Below are 16,753 nucleotides of genomic sequence, written 5' to 3' on the forward strand. Positions count from 1 at the left end.
TTTTTTTTTAAGTAACCGCGTCCAACGCAGTTCTAACACGCCAACTTGTGGGGATGCGTCGTTGGTTATTATCCCCAATACCGATATTAGGCGGGTAAAAGACCGGGGCGAAATGAAATTCTGGTTAAGGTTATCGCATGCGGTGTTTGCCATACGGACCTTCATGCGGCGAACGGCGATTGGCCGGTAAAACCTAATTTACCCCTGATCCCGGGGCATGAAGGCCTCGGCTATGTCGCTGCGTTGGGAGAAGGTGTCGACTATATCAAAGAAGGAGATATCGTGGGTGTTCCTTGGTTGTACAGCGCATGCGGCCACTGCGAACATTGTATCACAGGCTGGGAGACACTATGTGAAAGCCAGCAGAATGGAGGCTACAGTGTGGATGGTAGCTATGCCGAATATGTCGTAGCCGATGCCCGGTATGTAGGACACCTCCCACACGGTATCGATTTTACCGCGATGGCACCTATATTATGCGCCGGTGTAACGGTTTACAAAGGTCTCAAGGAGACGGAAGTCAAGCCTGGTGAATGGGTGGCAATCTCCGGCATCGGGGGCCTAGGGCACGTAGCGGTTCAGTACGCAAAGGCAATGGGTATGCACGTGGCCGCCATCGACGTGGCAGAGGACAAGTTAGAACTCGCCAGGAAACTGGGCGCCGATCTCGTGGTCAATGCGCGCAAGCAAGATCCAGGGCAATATATCAAAACGGAGACGCATGGGGGTGTTCACGGTGTACTAGTCACAGCAGTATCCACCATAGCATTTCAGCAAGGACTATCGGTGATGCGGCGTAAAGGCACCCTGGCACTAAACGGCTTGCCCCCGGGCAGCTTTGAGCTCCCGATCTTCCAGACCGTGCTTAACCGACATACGATACGAGGCTCCATTGTAGGTACCCGCAAAGATCTGCAAGAGGCGATCGAGTTCGCGGTAGAAGGAAAAGTAGCCCCTACGGTTCACGCCGCCAGACTGGAAGATATCAACGTTGTCTTCGACGAAATGAAGAAGGGAGACATCGAAGGTCGTCGTGTGCTGGAAATCGCTCAACCGTAAGCTACGTTATGTAAACGCGCAAGTACGTGGCATTGTTGCTGAGAATGCCGTTGGTGGTCATGTTATTGATCACGAAGTCTGCGGCCTTCTGTGCGTCGGCAAGCACACCGGCATCGCCGGTGATGCGATAAAGATGCGCTGCAAAATCAACAAAGGTGCCCTGGTTGCAAACGGCACGCCCGATAGACAGCGTATTGTCGCGGTATACTTCGCCTGTACCGGCATTGTAAATCCGCGAACGCGACCGATCCCAGATTCGTTGAGCCTTTGTTCCGTAGTCCATGTTTCCCGTTATTTCGAAAGGCCGGGCCGGTATGCCCGTAAAGGAAGAAAGTTAAAAGAATGGCTGACAAAGCCTGTGCTGCGATTCCACATTTTTTCATCGGTCTGAGAAATTAAGAGAGTGCTGGGTGTTACTTCGTGAATCGTAAGCATAGAGGCACGTAAACCGATTCTAACTCACACGAAGCGGATTTTTTTTACACCTTGTCCATTTCCGCCAGCCCCTCGTTCATGAAAGAATCACGTACTGGTTTTGCAACCACCGACGGAATGGTTTTTTAATGCGGTAGTCATTAAACGAATGAGTATGCGGCAGCAATTCACCGTTAACATTGGCGAAGACGTGTTGGATGACCTTCGCAAACGCCTGTCTTTAACCCGATGGCCAGATGAGATCGACAATGACGAGTGGAAGGCCGGTACGCGCAAATCCTACCTACAGGAGCTTTGTGCCTATTGGCAAACGGAATTCGATTGGCCCGCGCAACAACGCCATCTGAATAGTTTTAAGCACTATACAGCTGTCTTCGACGACATCACCCTTCACTTTATTCATGAGAAAGGCCAGGGCAGAACCTCGCTCCCGCTATTGCTGACGCATGGTTACCCGGACTCATTCACCCGTTTTTTAAAGCTGATCCCACTGCTTACAAAAGCGGATGAGGACGGATTCTCCTTTGATGTCATCGTGCCATCCATCCCTGGCTATGGCTTTTCAAGTATACCGACGACGCGGGGTATGGATCCAAGTAAGATTGCCGGGCTGTTTGGCCGTTTGATGATGGAAGAGCTCGGGCACCAAAAATTTGTTGCCCATGGAGGTGATTGGGGAAGTACAATTACTGAAATGCTTACACGTCTTTATCCGGCCAATATGCTGGCAATTCATCTTACCGAGATCCCCTTTATTCATCTTTTCTCCATACCGGAAAGCGCGTTAACACAAGAAGAAAAGCACTACCGGGAGAAAGGCAAATTGTGGCAGCAAACGGAAGGCGCCTACGCTATGATCCAAAGTACGAAGCCGCAAACATTGGGATATGGCTTAAATGACTCTCCCGCAGGACTAGCTGCATGGCTTATAGAGAAGTTTCACAGTTGGAGCGACAATGACGGAAATTTGGAATCGGCCCTTACCAAAGATGATCTACTGACAAACCTGACCATTTATTGGTCTACCGGTACGATCACTTCGGCGATTCGGCTGTATTATGAAACTGCGCAGTCACAATACGCCACCGACGGGAACAAACCGTCTCAAACGGAAAAGCTGCAAACGCCAACCGGCGTATCCATTTTTCCCAAAGACTTAGTCACTGCCCCGAAAGCCTACGCGAACCGGATATTCAATATTCAACATTGGACGGAATTCAAAGAAGGTGGCCACTTCGCAGCTATGGAAAAGCCGGAGCTCTTAGCAAAAGACATTCGCACTTTCTTTAAAGTGTCCACTGGCAGGGGCAAATGACCTGGCCCAATATCTTCGGGATGCCCTAACTTCGTCTGACCAGTTCCGGATGTTTTTGTACGAAAACGGACAACACGAAACGCAAACAATTTAGTTTTTTTGCCCTCTCACTAACGTTTTCGATTGGCATGATGTTAGACATATCGTTGTGAAATATGCTCTTATGGGAACCGATCAACGAGAGCTTTAGCGCAAGGGCGCTACCTGTCAGGTTCCTATAAGGAATGATCCCCTCGTTGGATATGATCATTAATAGTTATTTTGAAATTTATTATCGAATAATTGACAAGTGAAATCAACCCAGCGTTTCTTCTTTCTACTGGTATCGATGTTCATGGCATGCTCATCGGATGACGGCCATGACAATGATGTCGATCCTCCGGCCCCAATATATATTGATTTTGATATGACCGACGCTGTGGCAGTGGTATATCATATAGGGCCTGGCGCGATAAACGGCCGAACGCGTGAGACCGGCCCAAATTCGAACCTTTACAAGCTAAATGCCGCAGGGGAACGAAGCGTGATAACCTGGACGGCTACGTTCAAAGAGGTAATAGGCCTGCGGCGCGGATTGTTTGTGTCGCTGTACCAGAAAGCCACAGAAAGCAATGTATATTACATCGTGGAACTCGACAACTCGGCGACCCGTTACGAAGGATGGCTACAACCTTTTGTGGGAGAGAACGAGCAGGGCGATCTAATCTTCGCCGATGGCATGGTCTTTCGCCGCGCCACCAGGGAGCTTGCTAAAATTTCAGAGAAAAATGCCAGCCTTCGCGTGGTAAGCGTGTCCGGCAACTTCGCTACTGTACGGCGAGGTGCTGACTTTTGGGTGATCGATACCCTGTCAGGAGAGGAAAGGCCGATTCAAAACTGCAACGGCCCTTCAATAGTGGCCCTCGACGAAAGCAAAGTATTTGTAGATGATTGCTCGGAGGCAGACCTGTTGCTGTTCGCCTCGGGCGAGCGGGCAAACAGCTATATCCGGCCGTTTGAAATATTCGCGCGCACGCGTGTCGGCGTGGCAACGCTAGGCAACTATCCTTTGGCCGACGTGACGAGTCTTCGGGAGTATAATACCAGCGGCGAACTCACATTCGACGTGCCCTACCAGGCGGCATCGGGCATAATATCGCTGAGCAGCAGTGGCGATTTTTTTATAGTCAAAGAACGCACTCGCATGGTGATCGTCAGACGCGGCGAACAGTCCGCAAAGGTTATCCTTTCCGATGTAAAGGTAACGAGCTTCTCTGCGGCCGGGAACGTCCTACACTATGTGGCAGAAACCAAGGAGGGCCAACCGATTGTAGGTAGGTATAACCTTGAAACCGGAGAAGATAAATTGGTTGTCAATCTGGCGGTAAACGCACGCGTGCACACGTTCGAATAATACCGAAAAATTCCATAGATTACTTTGTAAGATCGACAACGCATAACGAGGAACATGTCGCCCACCGGCTGTTTCGAAGCGGCAACACCACCGGCAAGGTGGTGTTAGCTATCCATTAGTTGTTTTTGTCGTTGTAAGGCGCTGCGACCTCGAGGCCGTCTGCCTTCCAGGCTTTAAACCCGCCCACCAGGTTGTAATGGCGCCTACATCCGAGGCGTTCCATGACGTCAATGGCCTGGTCGCTCCGTACTCCGTTGCCACAATATAAAATACGTCCTGTCCTTGTCGAGGGCGGCAATTTGCGTCTCGAAATCTTCGCTCCGATACACTTTCAAAAAAGGCTTCTGTTTCTCTTCTTTTAATGGTCTCTGTCCGAACCGACAGGTATTTATGCATCCATGTTGCATGGATGAAAGAATGTAAATATTTTTAACATGCTAGTAACCATTAAACTGAAAGAAAGGATGACTGAATTTTGGGAGACGGCATTTTCTGAAAAACAGGAAATGTGGGGTTGGGATCCGGCAAAGTCCGCTGTAATTACCGCGGACCTCTTTTGCAAGAAGAAGGTAAAGAATGTTCTGATCCCGGGAATCGGGTATGGCCGGAATGCTAAGATCTTTCAAGACAACGGAATGGCGGTAACAGGCATTGAGATCTCAGCAACCGCTATCGAGTTAGCGAGAAAACATTATGGTGATACGGTAACCATTTTTTACGGATCGGTAACAGACATGCCCTACGATAATCAGCTATACGACGGGATATTTTGCTATGCCTTGATTCATTTGCTGGATGCTGATCAGCGTAAAAAACTTATTAGCGATTGCTACAATCAACTCGCAGCGGGCGGATATATGGTCTTTACTACCGTTACCCGGAAGGCATCCATTTATGGACAGGGTACTTTAGTAGGCACGGACAGGTATGAAATGTTCGGAGGTGTAAGCATGTATTTCTATGACGAACACACGATCGAAGAAGAATTTGGAGAGGCGGGCCTGGTGGAGGTGACGGAGATCGCTGAGAACTACCCGTTTTATTTAATTACATGCAAGAAGGGCGGTAAATCACCGATGGCTTCGGCCTGACACCGGTATGCTGAGCATGCGAAGGAGGTGCCCGTTGAGACACCCCCTCTTCATCCAAATACACTTACTGCCAGCGTAATTTCTTTGCAGCAGCCTGTTTCTTGATCGCCTGGATCATGGCCGCGTCAAGCATGCTCGCTTCGCTGCCCTGTTTCGCTTGCGCGGTGATATACTCCTGGCGTTTTTTGCTCAGTTCCTGGATCTCCGTCTGGATCTGCTGGCGCTCGGTGGACTTCTGCTTGATATAGCCCTTGCGTTGCTCCACGCTCATGCCTCTCATCTCCTCCGGCAGCTCCTCGGCCTTTGCTTTCTCAATTGCTTTTGAATCGTCTTTGGCTGCATCCACCAGGTCCCAGCCCGAGTTTTTGTAGGCATGCGTGCTTTTCGAGATCGCCCGCTCCGCCTTGTTGGACTGTCCGTAGCTTTCAGCGTTCTTGTCTTGTGCGATCTGTGCTTCCTTCTTGGTTTTGCCCGAAGAACCGTAGTAAACGTACGTGTTGTTCAACCGATCGTTCAGCGCATCGATCTTTTCGTCATACGGTGAAGGGATGTATACCGTCTTCTGGTTTTGCTCGATGCTCATATACGTCCCACCGGTGATCGTCGCGCCCGTTTGCCAGTTGGTCTGCGTGCCTTCGCCGAAGCTGCCGCAAAAGATCGTGTTGATCACAACACCTTTCTCTTTGGCCCGTGCACACGACTGCCGGAACGATACGGGTCCTTGCGTGAACGGTTCGTTGCCCGCGATGAAGATCAATTTCAGGTCGGCCGCCGACGCCGACCACGCCAGCTGGTGCAACGAAGTCTGGATCACCTTGCCGCAATATTCTTCGCCGCCGTTTGTCGTCAGCGCAAAGAGCTTTTCAGAGATCAGGTCGAGGTCGTCCGTCAGGCCGTTCACCTGGCGTACATAACCCTCGTCAGGAGAGAGATTGTCGTTGCCATACTCATAGAGCGCGATCTTGATGCTTGGCCGCGCGCCATCGGCGCACTTGGCGGCCGCCAGTTCGTTGACTATCTTCCAAAGCTGCGACTTGGCCTGCTCGATCAATCCGTCCATGCTGTTGCTGGTGTCGAGCAGCAGCGCCAGCATGATCTTTTGACCCGTTTCGGCAGCGGGTCCATCTCCATGGCGGTTTTCGGAATGTACCGGTTGGCAATGCACCGTCACCAGCATTAAAAGAAGCACAGTTGCCAAACGCGGCAGAAGTTGAAAGGAAGTGTATAGCGTCTTCATGATCTTGGATGTTTTTGGTAAATTTTACGCTAAAAACGCGGCAACGGTACCCACACTCCGTAACCGTGCCATGCCGCTGGGTGAAACGGCCTCCAGGCTGAGTGAACCCCGGCCCACGGACTGGTGGCCCCGAAAAAGGGTAAGAATTAAAGTGCTAACTTTCCGGCGATTGATACACATGATCCGCTATACCCTCACCTGGTGCCTGATGGCATTCCTCTGCGTCAGCAACGCTGTCGCGCAGGACAAGAAGGCCTCACCCGCTAAGCAACAGGCAACTGAACACGAGCCGGACGCAGTCGAGGACAAAGCGTCGTACAAAGCCTTCAAGAAATTATCCCGCCGTACCAACCCCACGGAGTTGCTGGACGAGGCAGCGGCGTTGAAGGACAGCAACCCGGGCGAGGCGTTCAACAAGGTGCGCGAAGCGCTGGGCTTGAGCCTGGCCTCGGGTGACGTGCTCAACGAAGCACGCAGTCACATATTGATCGGCGAGATCAACGAAGGCATCCAGGAATGGAAACTCGCCCGCGAAAACTACCTGCAAGCCTACCAGATCCTCCAGGCCTATAAAGATTCGAAAGGTGTCACCACGACGACGGCCGACTATCAGCGCACGTTGCGTGGCCTGGGCACTACCAACCTCGAGCTCGGCGACTTCCCATCGGCGCTCCAGTATTTTCAACAGGCACTCGACCTCAGACCCGATCGCAACCAACGCATCGACCGTACCCTCGACCTCTCGGAGACCTACTACCAGATGGGCCAGTACACCGAAGCGCTCCGGGCATTAGACGATCTTCCTCCGCCCGTGGGTAAGAAGGAAATCAGCAGTAGTAATACGTTGGACATGCGTGTACAAAATCAAAAGGCAAAGATCTTTGCCCGGTTGAACGACATTCCACAAACCAAAGACCTCTACGATAACTCCCTTACCCAGCTGCGCGCCAATAAGAGCGACGCCGAAGGCGTGAAATCGCTGCAGGAGACCAAGGAAGAAATAGCCGATGTACTTCGCGGGCAGAACCTATACGACGACGAGATCGAGCTACGCAACAAGTCCATCGCATTCAACCTGGAGAGCAAGAACCTCGACGAGGTTACGAACGACAAAGTGGAGATCAGCAAGACACTCGTGGCGAAGGGAGAAGATGCCGCAGCCCTCCGCGAGATCGAAGAAGCCGCCCGCATCGCCGATACACTGACGAACCCCCAGGCGCAGGCCAATGCGTACCGCACCCTGGCCGACATTTACGAAAAGAACGGCAGGACGACTCAGGCACTTGGCGCCTACCGCAAGTACAGCGACGCCGTGACCCGATCGCAACGTATCCAGGAAGAACGACAGATCACCAACTCCTCGCTCCTTCGCCAACAACGCGACATCGAAGAGCTCAGCAAAGAAGTATCCGTCGGTAAACGCGAAGAAACGATCGAACAGGCTACCGTATCGCGCCAGCGACTCGCCATCTATGGCCTCCTGGTCATCCTGCTCATCACGACCGTTACTTCATACTATATCTATAAGAACGCGCAAGCCAGCAAAGTAGCCAACCAGCTACTGGCCCTCAAGTCGCTGCGCAGCCAGATGAACCCCCATTTCATCTTCAACGCCCTCAACTCCGTGAACCATTTCGTCGCCGAGCAGGACGAGCGGGCCGCCAATAAATTCCTCTCCGAATTCTCTCAGCTCATGCGCCTGGTGCTGGAGAACTCGCAGGAAGACTTCATCCCCCTTTTCAAAGAGCAGGAGATCCTCGCGCTCTACCTGAAGCTGGAACACTACCGCTTCCGCGACAAGTTCGATTATCGCATCGATACCGACGAGAGCATCAACGCCGAAGCGATCGAAGTACCCCCCATGCTCATCCAACCCTATATCGAAAATGCCGTGTGGCATGGATTGCGCTACAAAGAAGAGAAAGGCATGCTCACCCTGCGTATCTATCAACAGGACGCAACCCTGATGGTCGAGATCACCGACGACGGCATCGGACGCAAACGCTCCGCTGCACTGAAGACTGCTAATCAGAAGAAACACAACTCCACCGGACTGAAGAATATTCAGGAGCGCCTCGATATTATCAACAGGGTATATAACGCCGACTACCGGGTCACCATCGAAGACCTGGAGCCCGGCCCGGGCACGCGTGTACGCATCGCCCTGCCCCTTCATACAACAAAAAGGATACTGCCATGAAAGCCGTGATCGTAGATGATGAAAAAGACAGCCGCCAGATCCTGGCCGGGTATCTCAAAAAATACTGCGCCGACGTAACCGTCTGCGGCTTTGGCGAATCGGTCGTTACAGGCCTGGAGGCTATCCGGCAGCACAACCCCGACATCGTCTTCCTCGACATCGAGATGCCCTATGGCAACGGCTTCGACCTGCTGGACAAAGCCGGCGACATCTCTTTCGAAACCGTCTTCGTCACCGCCTTTGACAATTATGCCATCCAGGCGCTCAATCAAAGTGCCGCGTACTATCTGCTCAAGCCGATCGATATCGACGAGCTCGTCAAAGCCGTTGAGAAGATCAAAGCCGAGCGCGCCGATAGCCACGTTCGCCACGCAAAAGTGCTCGTGGATAACATCCGCGCCACCGGCCCCCAAAAGATCATGCTGCCGACGATGGAAGGGTTCGAGATCGTTCCCGTCCAGGACATTCTCTACTGCGAAGCCGTCGATAACTTCACCCGCTTCCATTTCGAGCACACGGCCCCGCTCCTGATCTGCCGCACGCTGAAATATTTCGAAGAAGTCCTCACGCCCCACCGCTTCCTCCGCATCCACCGATCCTACATGATCAATCCCGGGTATGTGATCCGCTATTCCAAAGGGAAAGGCGGATACGTCACGATGAAGAATAACCAGGAACTGGAGGTATCTTCCACGAAGAAGAAAGAGTTTCTCGACCTTTTCGAGAAATGAGTCACGCATACGCCCTTCATGTACACGGCCCACATAAACCTGCTTGTGGCCGGACGTTTTATTTCCTAGATTAGGATAACGTTCCGGATCCATTCTCTTCACCAAAATCTGAAAGTTCATGGAGCTGCTGATCAACAACAAAAAGCATACGGTCGAGCCGTACAAAGACGAGAGCCTGCTCAGTGTGCTCCGTAACCACCTCGATCTCACCGGGAGCAAATATGGATGCGGCGAAGGCATGTGCGGCGCGTGCACGGTGCTCGTCAATGGAGCAGCGGTTCGATCGTGCGTTACGAAGGCAGAGAACGCCGCCGGCAAAAATATCACGACCATCGAGGGACTCGAAAAGAACGGTCGGCTTCATGCTGTCCAACAGGCCTTTTTGAACGTCGATGTCTTCCAGTGCGCCTACTGCGCCTCCGGCATGATCATGTCTGCGGTATCCCTGCTGGAAAAGAACCCGAAACCAAGCGATGAGGAGATCATCCGGTCGATGCAGGGGAACATCTGTCGCTGCGGAACATACCCGCGCATCATCAAGGCTATCCAGCAAGCTTCAACAATCTGACCGGTGTAGCGATGGAAACCAAGCAAGAGCATAACATGATCGCACCCGAGCAGTACGAGCTGCAGGTACCACCCGCGTATGACTTCAACATGAATCGACGGACATTCTTCAACGTCCTGGGAAGCGGAATGGTGGTTGCTTTCACGGCAAGCAGAAGCCTCGGCGCAGCGCTCACAGAGAACCCCGCACCTGCCGACGACCAGGTCAATGCGTGGATCCACATCGGTGAAAAGGGAAATATCACGGTCTATACCGGTAAAGCGGAGGTCGGTCAGAATATCCGCACTTCACTGGCTCAGATCGTTGCGGAAGAGCTGAAGGTCGCCGTAGAAAGGATCAGCATGATTATGGGCGATACGGCCCTTACGCCCTATGACCGCGGTACATTTGGAAGCCGTTCCATCCCCTACATGGGCCCGCAGCTTCGAAAAGCGGCCGCCACCGCACGGGAACTCATCATGGATATGGCAGCGGAGAAATGGAAGACTGACCGGGCTTCTCTCTCCATTAACAACGGGGAAATAAAAAACATCAAAGACGGGCGCATCATCGGGCTCGGCGAGCTCACACAGGGCAAAGCGCTGGTAAAGCCTGTAGACGACAGCGTTGCCGTGACCCCGGTTGATCAGTGGCGGATAGCAGGCACCGCTGTGCCCAAGGCGAACGGCGCGTCGTTTATTACCGGCCGGCATCGATTTGCATCCGATATGAAACTGCCGGGTATGCTATACGGTAAGATCCTGCGGCCGCCGGCGTACGGTGCTTCACTGGTTTCGGCCGACGTCAGCGCTGCCAGGAACATGAAAGGCGTAATCGTCGTAAAAGATGGCGACTTCGTCGGTGTCGCAGCGTCGCACCCCAACCTTGCCACGGGAGCCCTGAAAGCTATCAAAGCCGAGTGGAAAACCACGCCTCAGCCGTCACGCAGCGAGATCTTCGATTACCTCAAACAAAAGGCAGAAACACCCAATAGCCGCAACACCGATAAAACAGGCGACGCCGGCAGTGCATTCGCAAAAGCAGACGTTACGCTGGAGCAGACCTTCCGTATCGATTACATTGCGCATGCGCCCCTGGAGCCACGCGCCGGCGTGGCCGAGTGGACCGGTGACAAGCTCACGGTCTGGACCGGCACCCAAAGGCCATTCGGGGTGCAGGAAGATCTAGAAAAGGTCTTCCATATCCCCAAAGAGAATATCCGGGTAATTCAGCCTGATACAGGCTCCGGCTATGGCGGAAAGCATACCGGCGAAGCTGGCATAGAGGCGGCGAGGCTGGCGAAAGAAGCGCAAAAGCCGGTAAAGGTTGTGTGGACGCGTGAGGAAGAGTTCACGTGGGCATATTTCAGGCCGGCGGGCGTCATCGATGTGAAAGCAGGCGCCTCGAAAGCAGGCATCGTCACATCGTGGGAATTTCACAACTACAACTCAGGAGGTTCCGGAATCGACACGCCGTACAATGTTGCCAATACTGAAATTAAGTTTCACCCCTGCGACTCTCCCTTGCGCCAGGGCTCCTACCGTGGACTGGCAGCCACGGCCAACGTGTTTGCCCGCGAATCCATGATGAACGATCTGGCCCTTGAATTGAAGATGGATCCGCTTGCCTTCCGTCTCAAGAACCTGAAAGAGGAAAGAATGATCGCTGTGCTGGAGGCCGCCGCCAAAGCGTTCGGATGGAACAAGGCTGCCCCGCCCCAGGGTCACGGGTTTGGCATTGCCTGCGGCACCGAAAAAGGCAGCTTTGTTGCCACCTGTGCCGAGGTAGCGGTCGATGCGGAGTCAACGGAAATTAAAGTGATACGCGCCGTCACGGCGTTTGAATGCGGCGCGATCATCAACCCCATACATTTGGAAAACCAGATCGAGGGTGCCGTGATTCAGGGGCTCGGAGGCGCATTATTTGAGCGGATAGATTTCAAAGAGGGCAAGATCCTCAACCCGACATTTTCGCACTATCGCGTACCTCGCTTCAACGACCTCCCTGCGATCGAGACGGTAATGATCAACCGTCCCGATCTACCGTCTGTTGGTGCAGGAGAAACGCCGATTCTCGGCATTGCGCCCGCTATACGGAATGCCGTCACCAACGCCACGGGCACCAGGCTTTATAGCCTTCCCCTGGCACCTAACCCAATGAAGTGATATTGTTCCTGCTACACCTAACGCTACGATGAATAAGGATGTGAAAGCATTTTATAATCTGCGGGCCGCCATATCGGAGACGTCCGATAAATTTGCAGCTATAACCATAGTATATTGCCAATAAAAATCAAAAATCTATCGATTTCTACGGTAACGGCTCTCGCGCTATTACTTTTTCTGACCTCGGCTGGTCGGCGCGGGAACCCGTCGGCAGCGATGAAGTTCCATTGCAGATTCGCTAACATGCGGATGACAGAACGAGAGGGATATGCCTCTGAATCGGCGTTAGAACTGGCATCTACATTGTCCGCTGCGGCGAAAAAAGATTCAGAAGTCCTGCTGAAGATGTCAGAAAAAGCAGACTCGCTAAAGGGAGCTTCAAGAAAAGTGAATTTATCGTTGGTCACGAATCTTGAAAAGGCCATCAAAATGGCAAAGAAAAAAAGATACATTGTATCTCCCGAATTCAGAGAGCTTTACGAATATCACGTGAATGGCCTTTGTGTGTTTGAATATCTCATTAAAGACTATTCTCCGCCGGAGGAAGAAGGCTATAAAAGGTATAGTAGAGAGTTTTTACGAATCAGTGATGATTTCCACAAAATAGCCGACGATCTAAAGAATAAACTTTCCGATAAGAAAACTCGTCCCACGAGCTTCAGCGAACGACCGTAAATTTCTGATTTATTGTTCTGGTCTTTGTTGACAGTGTAAGTATATATACACCGGGCACAACGTTTTCAAGAGAATAGGAAAATTCACCCTCCGCCCCGGAGATCTTCGTCAGGGGAAACCGACGGCCTACGGCGCTCGTCAGATGAGCCTCTACCGAAGCATCGTCGGCTGATCGTACGAACAACGTAGTAGTTGCGGGATTGGGATAGGATACAATAGGAGGAAATTCACCAGCATCAAGACCTGTTACAACGGCGGCATGGAATGATAGATCCGTCCGTGGCTCCTGAATGTTATCGACGGTTGCCGATGCAGGAAAAAACTTCAGACCCGGCGCGGTGGGCATGATCGTCCCCGACCATCCCTCCGGCACCTCCGCATAAAAACGTCCGTCGGGACCGGTCACAACCGCACCCCTTGGAAATCCTTGAATCAATACATCCGCCAGCGGCTCCCCACTTGCTGCGTGGACCACGCCGGCGACATACAATGCCGGTAGCACGTGATAAGCTACCTTCACCTGACGGGATACATAGGTATTCATGACCGGATAGGCTTCGTATACGATCGTGTCTGTGCGAGGCTCGTATGCCAGCGGCACGGCAACGGCTGCGCTGCCTGAAGGCATATCCACCCGCAGATAAGAAGACATCGGGTACGCGCGCCACGCCATGTCCAGGGCGCTATAGTGCGCATGGTGGACATAACGCTCCAGATCCAGAAGTGGAAACGCATGGTCGCCCAACGTGGCAAATTGATCCGGGATGGGCTCGATGGAAGGCGGCACCAGGCTTGTTTCGGGAATTGAGAACGTAACCGGAACATCGGTCACGGCTCCTTCCCGATCCGCGACATGCAGTGTTATCGTACTCACAAAGGCCGTATCTGTATCGTTGAAATGGCTGACCTCGAGCATCCATCGGTTATCCGATTCACGAAAAACAACGAAGAATATATCTTTTTCGGCCAACGCCTCGGCTTTTTCCTCGTCGACTGTAAGCATCAGCTGGTCCGTTCGGTCCAAATCGTCGGTTATAAACCGACCGATCTCGCATTTAGCCGTCCAGATCCAGAATGGAACACACCCTGGTTCAGTACCGCACGGTATCGCTTCTTCCAGCAGGTATACTACAGGCAAACCTCCTGCTACCGGCGCCTGGTTGCCGGCCGGCAGCGACGTGATCGTGAACGTACGCTGCGATGTATGCCCTTCCCCATCTGTCGCGAGAACGATCATGGTATCTGTACCCGCCCAGGCAGGTGCTTTTAGTGATAGTTGATAAACCGTCGTGCCTTGACCTGTGCTGGAAGGAGAAAGGATGAAGTGTTCCGTTTCGAAGGGAACCGCGACGGTGATCTTATCGGCCGTACTGAAGTCGTCCGTCACAGATATGACCAGGTCTGGTATCGTATTTCCCTGACGGAAAATGATGTCTGACACCGAAATAACCGGTGGCGCATTGCGGCCTATGAGGCGTACTTCGTTCGAGTATAGCCGCCAATCGCCGAGCTCTGGATGCGTGATCATGCAATGGTAGATGCCCGCTGCTTCAAACAAGTCGACTGCCGGCAAGCGCAGCTCCTGCGCTTGCGACACAACCCTGGCGCTTTCATTCAAGGTACGGCGCTGATACCAGGTATAGACGCTGCCGTCGAGCGGGACATACCCGTCGATCCCAATTGTGACAACATCCCCTTGTTTCGGCTGTATCGTTCGTGCGGTGCCAACGCGGACCTGATCATTAAACACCATGGTAACGCCTGCTGCCCGAAGGCTGGCATATACTTCGTAGAGGTCCGTGAACCGGTAGCGGTTACCCGACAGGCCGAGGAATCTTACCGAACGGGCATTGGGTATCTCTATTTTCCCGGAGAGCTTATTATCGCTGACCTCGAGCGATAGTGGTCGGGTTGCCGGGCGATTCCACAACGCCGCGGGCAGGCCCCCTTCCATTTGATTCGTCGACGCCTGAATGGTTTGCAGCCTCGATAATGCCGCGATAGAAGAAGGGAACGAAGCCAGTCGGTTATTCCGCAGATCGATACCTTCAAGCGCACTGAGCTGCGCAAATGTCGCCGGCAAGGCGATCAGTTTATTTCCCCTCAGGTTCAGCTGCTGCAATCCGGTGGCCCAGCCCAGCGCCTCCGGCAGGCTTTCGAGCTGATTATACGAGGCATCCAGTGTATGGAGCTTCGCAAGACGGCCTATTCCGACAGGTAATTCCGTCAGCTTGCAGACGTCAACGTGAAGCTGCTCCAGGTTCACCAGGTTCTGAATGTCGTCTGGCAGCGAGGAAAGGCCCCCCCATCCCAGATCTATATACGTCAGATGGGTAAGGGAAAAGAATGATGCGGGAAGCGCAGCAAGATCTTTATTTTGTGACGCCGTCAACCGGGTTAGTTTTGACAAACCACTCAGGTCCGGCAACGTAGAAAAGGTGTTGTTATCGAGCGAGAGCGTGGTCAGGTTTGCCATGCGGGTCACCTCCGGCGGCAGACCGGAAAGCCGGTTATTGGCCAGTTCCAATGATTGAATCTGCGTCAGCTGAGCAAGCTCCGCGGGAAGAGATTGTAACCCGACATGTACTCCAAAGCTTTCCATCAACGGAAGGTCCTTGAGCATCGCAACGATCGCAGGTAGTGTCGGGGTGGTAAAGTCCCCATTCCCTAATTTATTGCCGACAATAGAAAGGCCCGTAACACGATAGGGCTCCGGCGCCCGAAATGTGACGCCTGGCCACGTAACCGCCGGCTTTGCGTTATCCCAAAGTGGCGGCCAGCCATGCTGTTGCATCGCCACATTAAAATTGGCCAGCACGGCCGAGTCACCGGGATGTACTTTTGCGTACTGCGGTTGAGCATGCGACATGCCGATCGCAGCCAGTATCACAAGGGAGCTGAGGAACAGTTTCATGACGTGTATTCCCGTTAAACTTAGCCAATGCTTTTTACAATTTGCAGCGGACGTAAGAAACCGATGCATATTGATAGTTCCTGCTCTGAAACAGCGCGGAGAAGGTGCTACTATTGTATAAATCAGAAGATTGAAGAAGTGTTGAGCCGGTACTGCTATTGTATAAATCAGAAGATCGGAAATAACCTGCGCACGAGCCCTTCACTTACCCGGCGGCGCGTCGCCCCGGCCGGATCAGGCTTTTCTCACCCGGTATACCCTTCCCCTTCAGTGGCGACCAGGCCGAGGGTAACGTCGTATCGCCGTATTGTCCGTGGCCAATAACATAGCCGTTGCTGAAGATAAAGGGCGTGATGCCGCCGTCGGCGCGCTGCACGCAGCGGTGCAGATGAGGACCGCTGGCATGGTAGCCCGAGTTGCCTGCCATGCCCAGACGGTCACCCGGCCTTTACCTTTGCCCCTACCTTGAGGCGGGGTTGAGTGAGCCTTGCTTGATATGCACATAACACACAACATAATCTATAATCTCCAAGATCATATTGGCTTTGTCCGTATCGCGCACACTACGCTACGGCGCCACCTTCCAATGGCGTGATCGCTATAGAGACCGGCGGAGCATTTTTTGCCAGTGTAAGCTTTTCACGTTTCAATTTAGAAAGGTCCGTCTCTTCCTCTTCCGCGTCTTCTTCAGTATCGTTGCTGCGCTGGGCATAGACGAAAGTGGGTCCGGCACTCAATACGAGGCACAGGAGCACGGGTAGAACTGTTTCATAGAGAGGGATGGGTGTACGGGCGTAGGGTTCTTCTTTTTAGAAACTTCAAAGGCGATTAATACAACTCAGCAACCAAACGCAACCGTTAAAGAAGATTCCAGATAAAATTCCTTTCATGTTTCGAATCATATATTTACTTTCCACACGCCTCTGCCGGAGTTGTAATTACGTGCGGTTGTAAAAAGATCCAGTCGGTGCGTGCAGAGGTTGCGGTCAAC

General features: G+C 52.7%; 16 protein-coding genes. 10 read left to right on the forward strand and 6 right to left on the reverse strand.

All coding sequences use genetic code 11. The features are described from left to right. Together KK078_RS26895 and adhP are read left to right on the forward strand one after the other, a co-directional pair. The coding region (locus tag KK078_RS26895; protein ID WP_254093438.1) for a hypothetical protein at positions 1-190 on the forward strand (190 nt) is incomplete at its 5' end. Next, the gene (adhP, locus tag KK078_RS26900; RefSeq protein ID WP_254093464.1) at positions 133-1,059 is read left to right on the forward strand and encodes an alcohol dehydrogenase AdhP; all 927 of its coding nucleotides are present in this window, start codon (positions 133-135) and stop codon (positions 1,057-1,059) included. The genes KK078_RS26895 and adhP, both read left to right, overlap by 58 nt. 1 nt (position 1,060) lies before the next feature. On the opposite strand, the gene KK078_RS26905 is transcribed toward adhP, so the two are convergent. Then, a complete protein-coding gene (locus KK078_RS26905) occupies positions 1,061-1,375 on the reverse strand; it encodes a glycoside hydrolase family 76 protein (RefSeq protein ID WP_317196001.1) in 315 nt (104 codons plus the stop codon). A gap of 273 nt (positions 1,376-1,648) precedes the next feature. On the opposite strand from KK078_RS26905, the gene KK078_RS26910 reads away from it, so the two are divergent. Next, positions 1,649-2,809: an epoxide hydrolase family protein gene (locus tag KK078_RS26910; protein WP_254093440.1), complete on the forward strand. Its 1,161-nt coding sequence runs from the start codon at positions 1,649-1,651 to the stop codon at positions 2,807-2,809. 523 nt (positions 2,810-3,332) lie between these two features. After that, a complete protein-coding gene (locus KK078_RS26915) occupies positions 3,333-4,202 on the forward strand; it encodes a hypothetical protein (RefSeq protein ID WP_254093441.1) in 870 nt (289 codons plus the stop codon). 115 nt (positions 4,203-4,317) lie between these two features. Here KK078_RS26915 and KK078_RS30895 read toward each other — a convergent pair whose 3' ends face one another. Beyond that, positions 4,318-4,500, reverse strand: coding sequence for a rhodanese-like domain-containing protein (locus KK078_RS30895; RefSeq protein WP_394370596.1), 183 nt, complete (start codon positions 4,498-4,500; stop codon positions 4,318-4,320). Positions 4,501-4,636: 136 nt separating this feature from the next. On the opposite strand from KK078_RS30895, the gene KK078_RS26920 reads away from it, so the two are divergent. Beyond that, positions 4,637-5,293, forward strand: coding sequence for a class I SAM-dependent methyltransferase (locus KK078_RS26920; protein ID WP_254093442.1), 657 nt, complete (start codon positions 4,637-4,639; stop codon positions 5,291-5,293). Between the two features lie 64 nt (positions 5,294-5,357). Here the strand turns inward: KK078_RS26920 and KK078_RS26925 are convergent, their stop codons facing one another. After that, on the reverse strand, positions 5,358-6,530 hold the full coding sequence (locus KK078_RS26925) for a vWA domain-containing protein (protein WP_254093443.1): 1,173 nt from the start codon (positions 6,528-6,530) through the stop codon (positions 5,358-5,360). A 178-nt stretch (positions 6,531-6,708) separates the two neighbouring features. Here KK078_RS26925 and KK078_RS26930 point away from each other — a divergent pair, with 178 nt between their 5' ends. The 5 genes from KK078_RS26930 to KK078_RS26950 all read left to right on the forward strand — a co-directional run bounded on the left by KK078_RS26930 (position 6,709) and on the right by KK078_RS26950 (position 12,848). Then, positions 6,709-8,730, forward strand: coding sequence for a histidine kinase (locus KK078_RS26930; RefSeq protein ID WP_254093444.1), 2,022 nt, complete (start codon positions 6,709-6,711; stop codon positions 8,728-8,730). Continuing rightward, the gene (locus KK078_RS26935) at positions 8,727-9,461 is read left to right on the forward strand and encodes a LytR/AlgR family response regulator transcription factor (protein ID WP_254093445.1); all 735 of its coding nucleotides are present in this window, start codon (positions 8,727-8,729) and stop codon (positions 9,459-9,461) included. The genes KK078_RS26930 and KK078_RS26935 overlap by 4 nt, the downstream gene beginning before the upstream one ends. A gap of 118 nt (positions 9,462-9,579) precedes the next feature. Next, a complete protein-coding gene (locus KK078_RS26940) occupies positions 9,580-10,029 on the forward strand; it encodes a (2Fe-2S)-binding protein (RefSeq protein ID WP_254093446.1) in 450 nt (149 codons plus the stop codon). Between the two features lie 11 nt (positions 10,030-10,040). Beyond that, complete coding sequence (locus tag KK078_RS26945) at positions 10,041-12,173, forward strand: xanthine dehydrogenase family protein molybdopterin-binding subunit (protein WP_254093447.1); 2,133 nt, start codon at positions 10,041-10,043, stop codon at positions 12,171-12,173. 249 nt (positions 12,174-12,422) lie between these two features. Next, entirely contained in the window at positions 12,423-12,848 is a 426-nt protein-coding gene (locus KK078_RS26950) for a hypothetical protein (RefSeq protein ID WP_254093448.1), read from the forward strand. Here the strand turns inward: KK078_RS26950 and KK078_RS26955 are convergent. The 3 genes from KK078_RS26955 to KK078_RS26965 all read right to left on the reverse strand — a co-directional run bounded on the left by KK078_RS26955 (position 12,832) and on the right by KK078_RS26965 (position 16,517). Beyond that, positions 12,832-15,762: a T9SS type A sorting domain-containing protein gene (locus KK078_RS26955; RefSeq protein ID WP_254093449.1), complete on the reverse strand. Its 2,931-nt coding sequence runs from the start codon at positions 15,760-15,762 to the stop codon at positions 12,832-12,834. The two genes, KK078_RS26950 and KK078_RS26955, sit on opposite strands and share 17 nt — an antisense overlap. Positions 15,763-15,967: 205 nt before the next feature. Continuing rightward, complete coding sequence (locus KK078_RS26960; RefSeq protein WP_254093450.1) at positions 15,968-16,189, reverse strand: hypothetical protein; 222 nt, start codon at positions 16,187-16,189, stop codon at positions 15,968-15,970. Positions 16,190-16,325: 136 nt separating this feature from the next. After that, positions 16,326-16,517: a hypothetical protein gene (locus tag KK078_RS26965; protein WP_254093451.1), complete on the reverse strand. Its 192-nt coding sequence runs from the start codon at positions 16,515-16,517 to the stop codon at positions 16,326-16,328. Positions 16,518-16,753 lie beyond the last annotated feature (236 nt).

The sequence above is a fragment of the Dawidia soli genome, assembly GCF_018598185.1.
GTDB lineage: Bacteria > Bacteroidota > Bacteroidia > Cytophagales > Cyclobacteriaceae > Ohtaekwangia > Ohtaekwangia soli.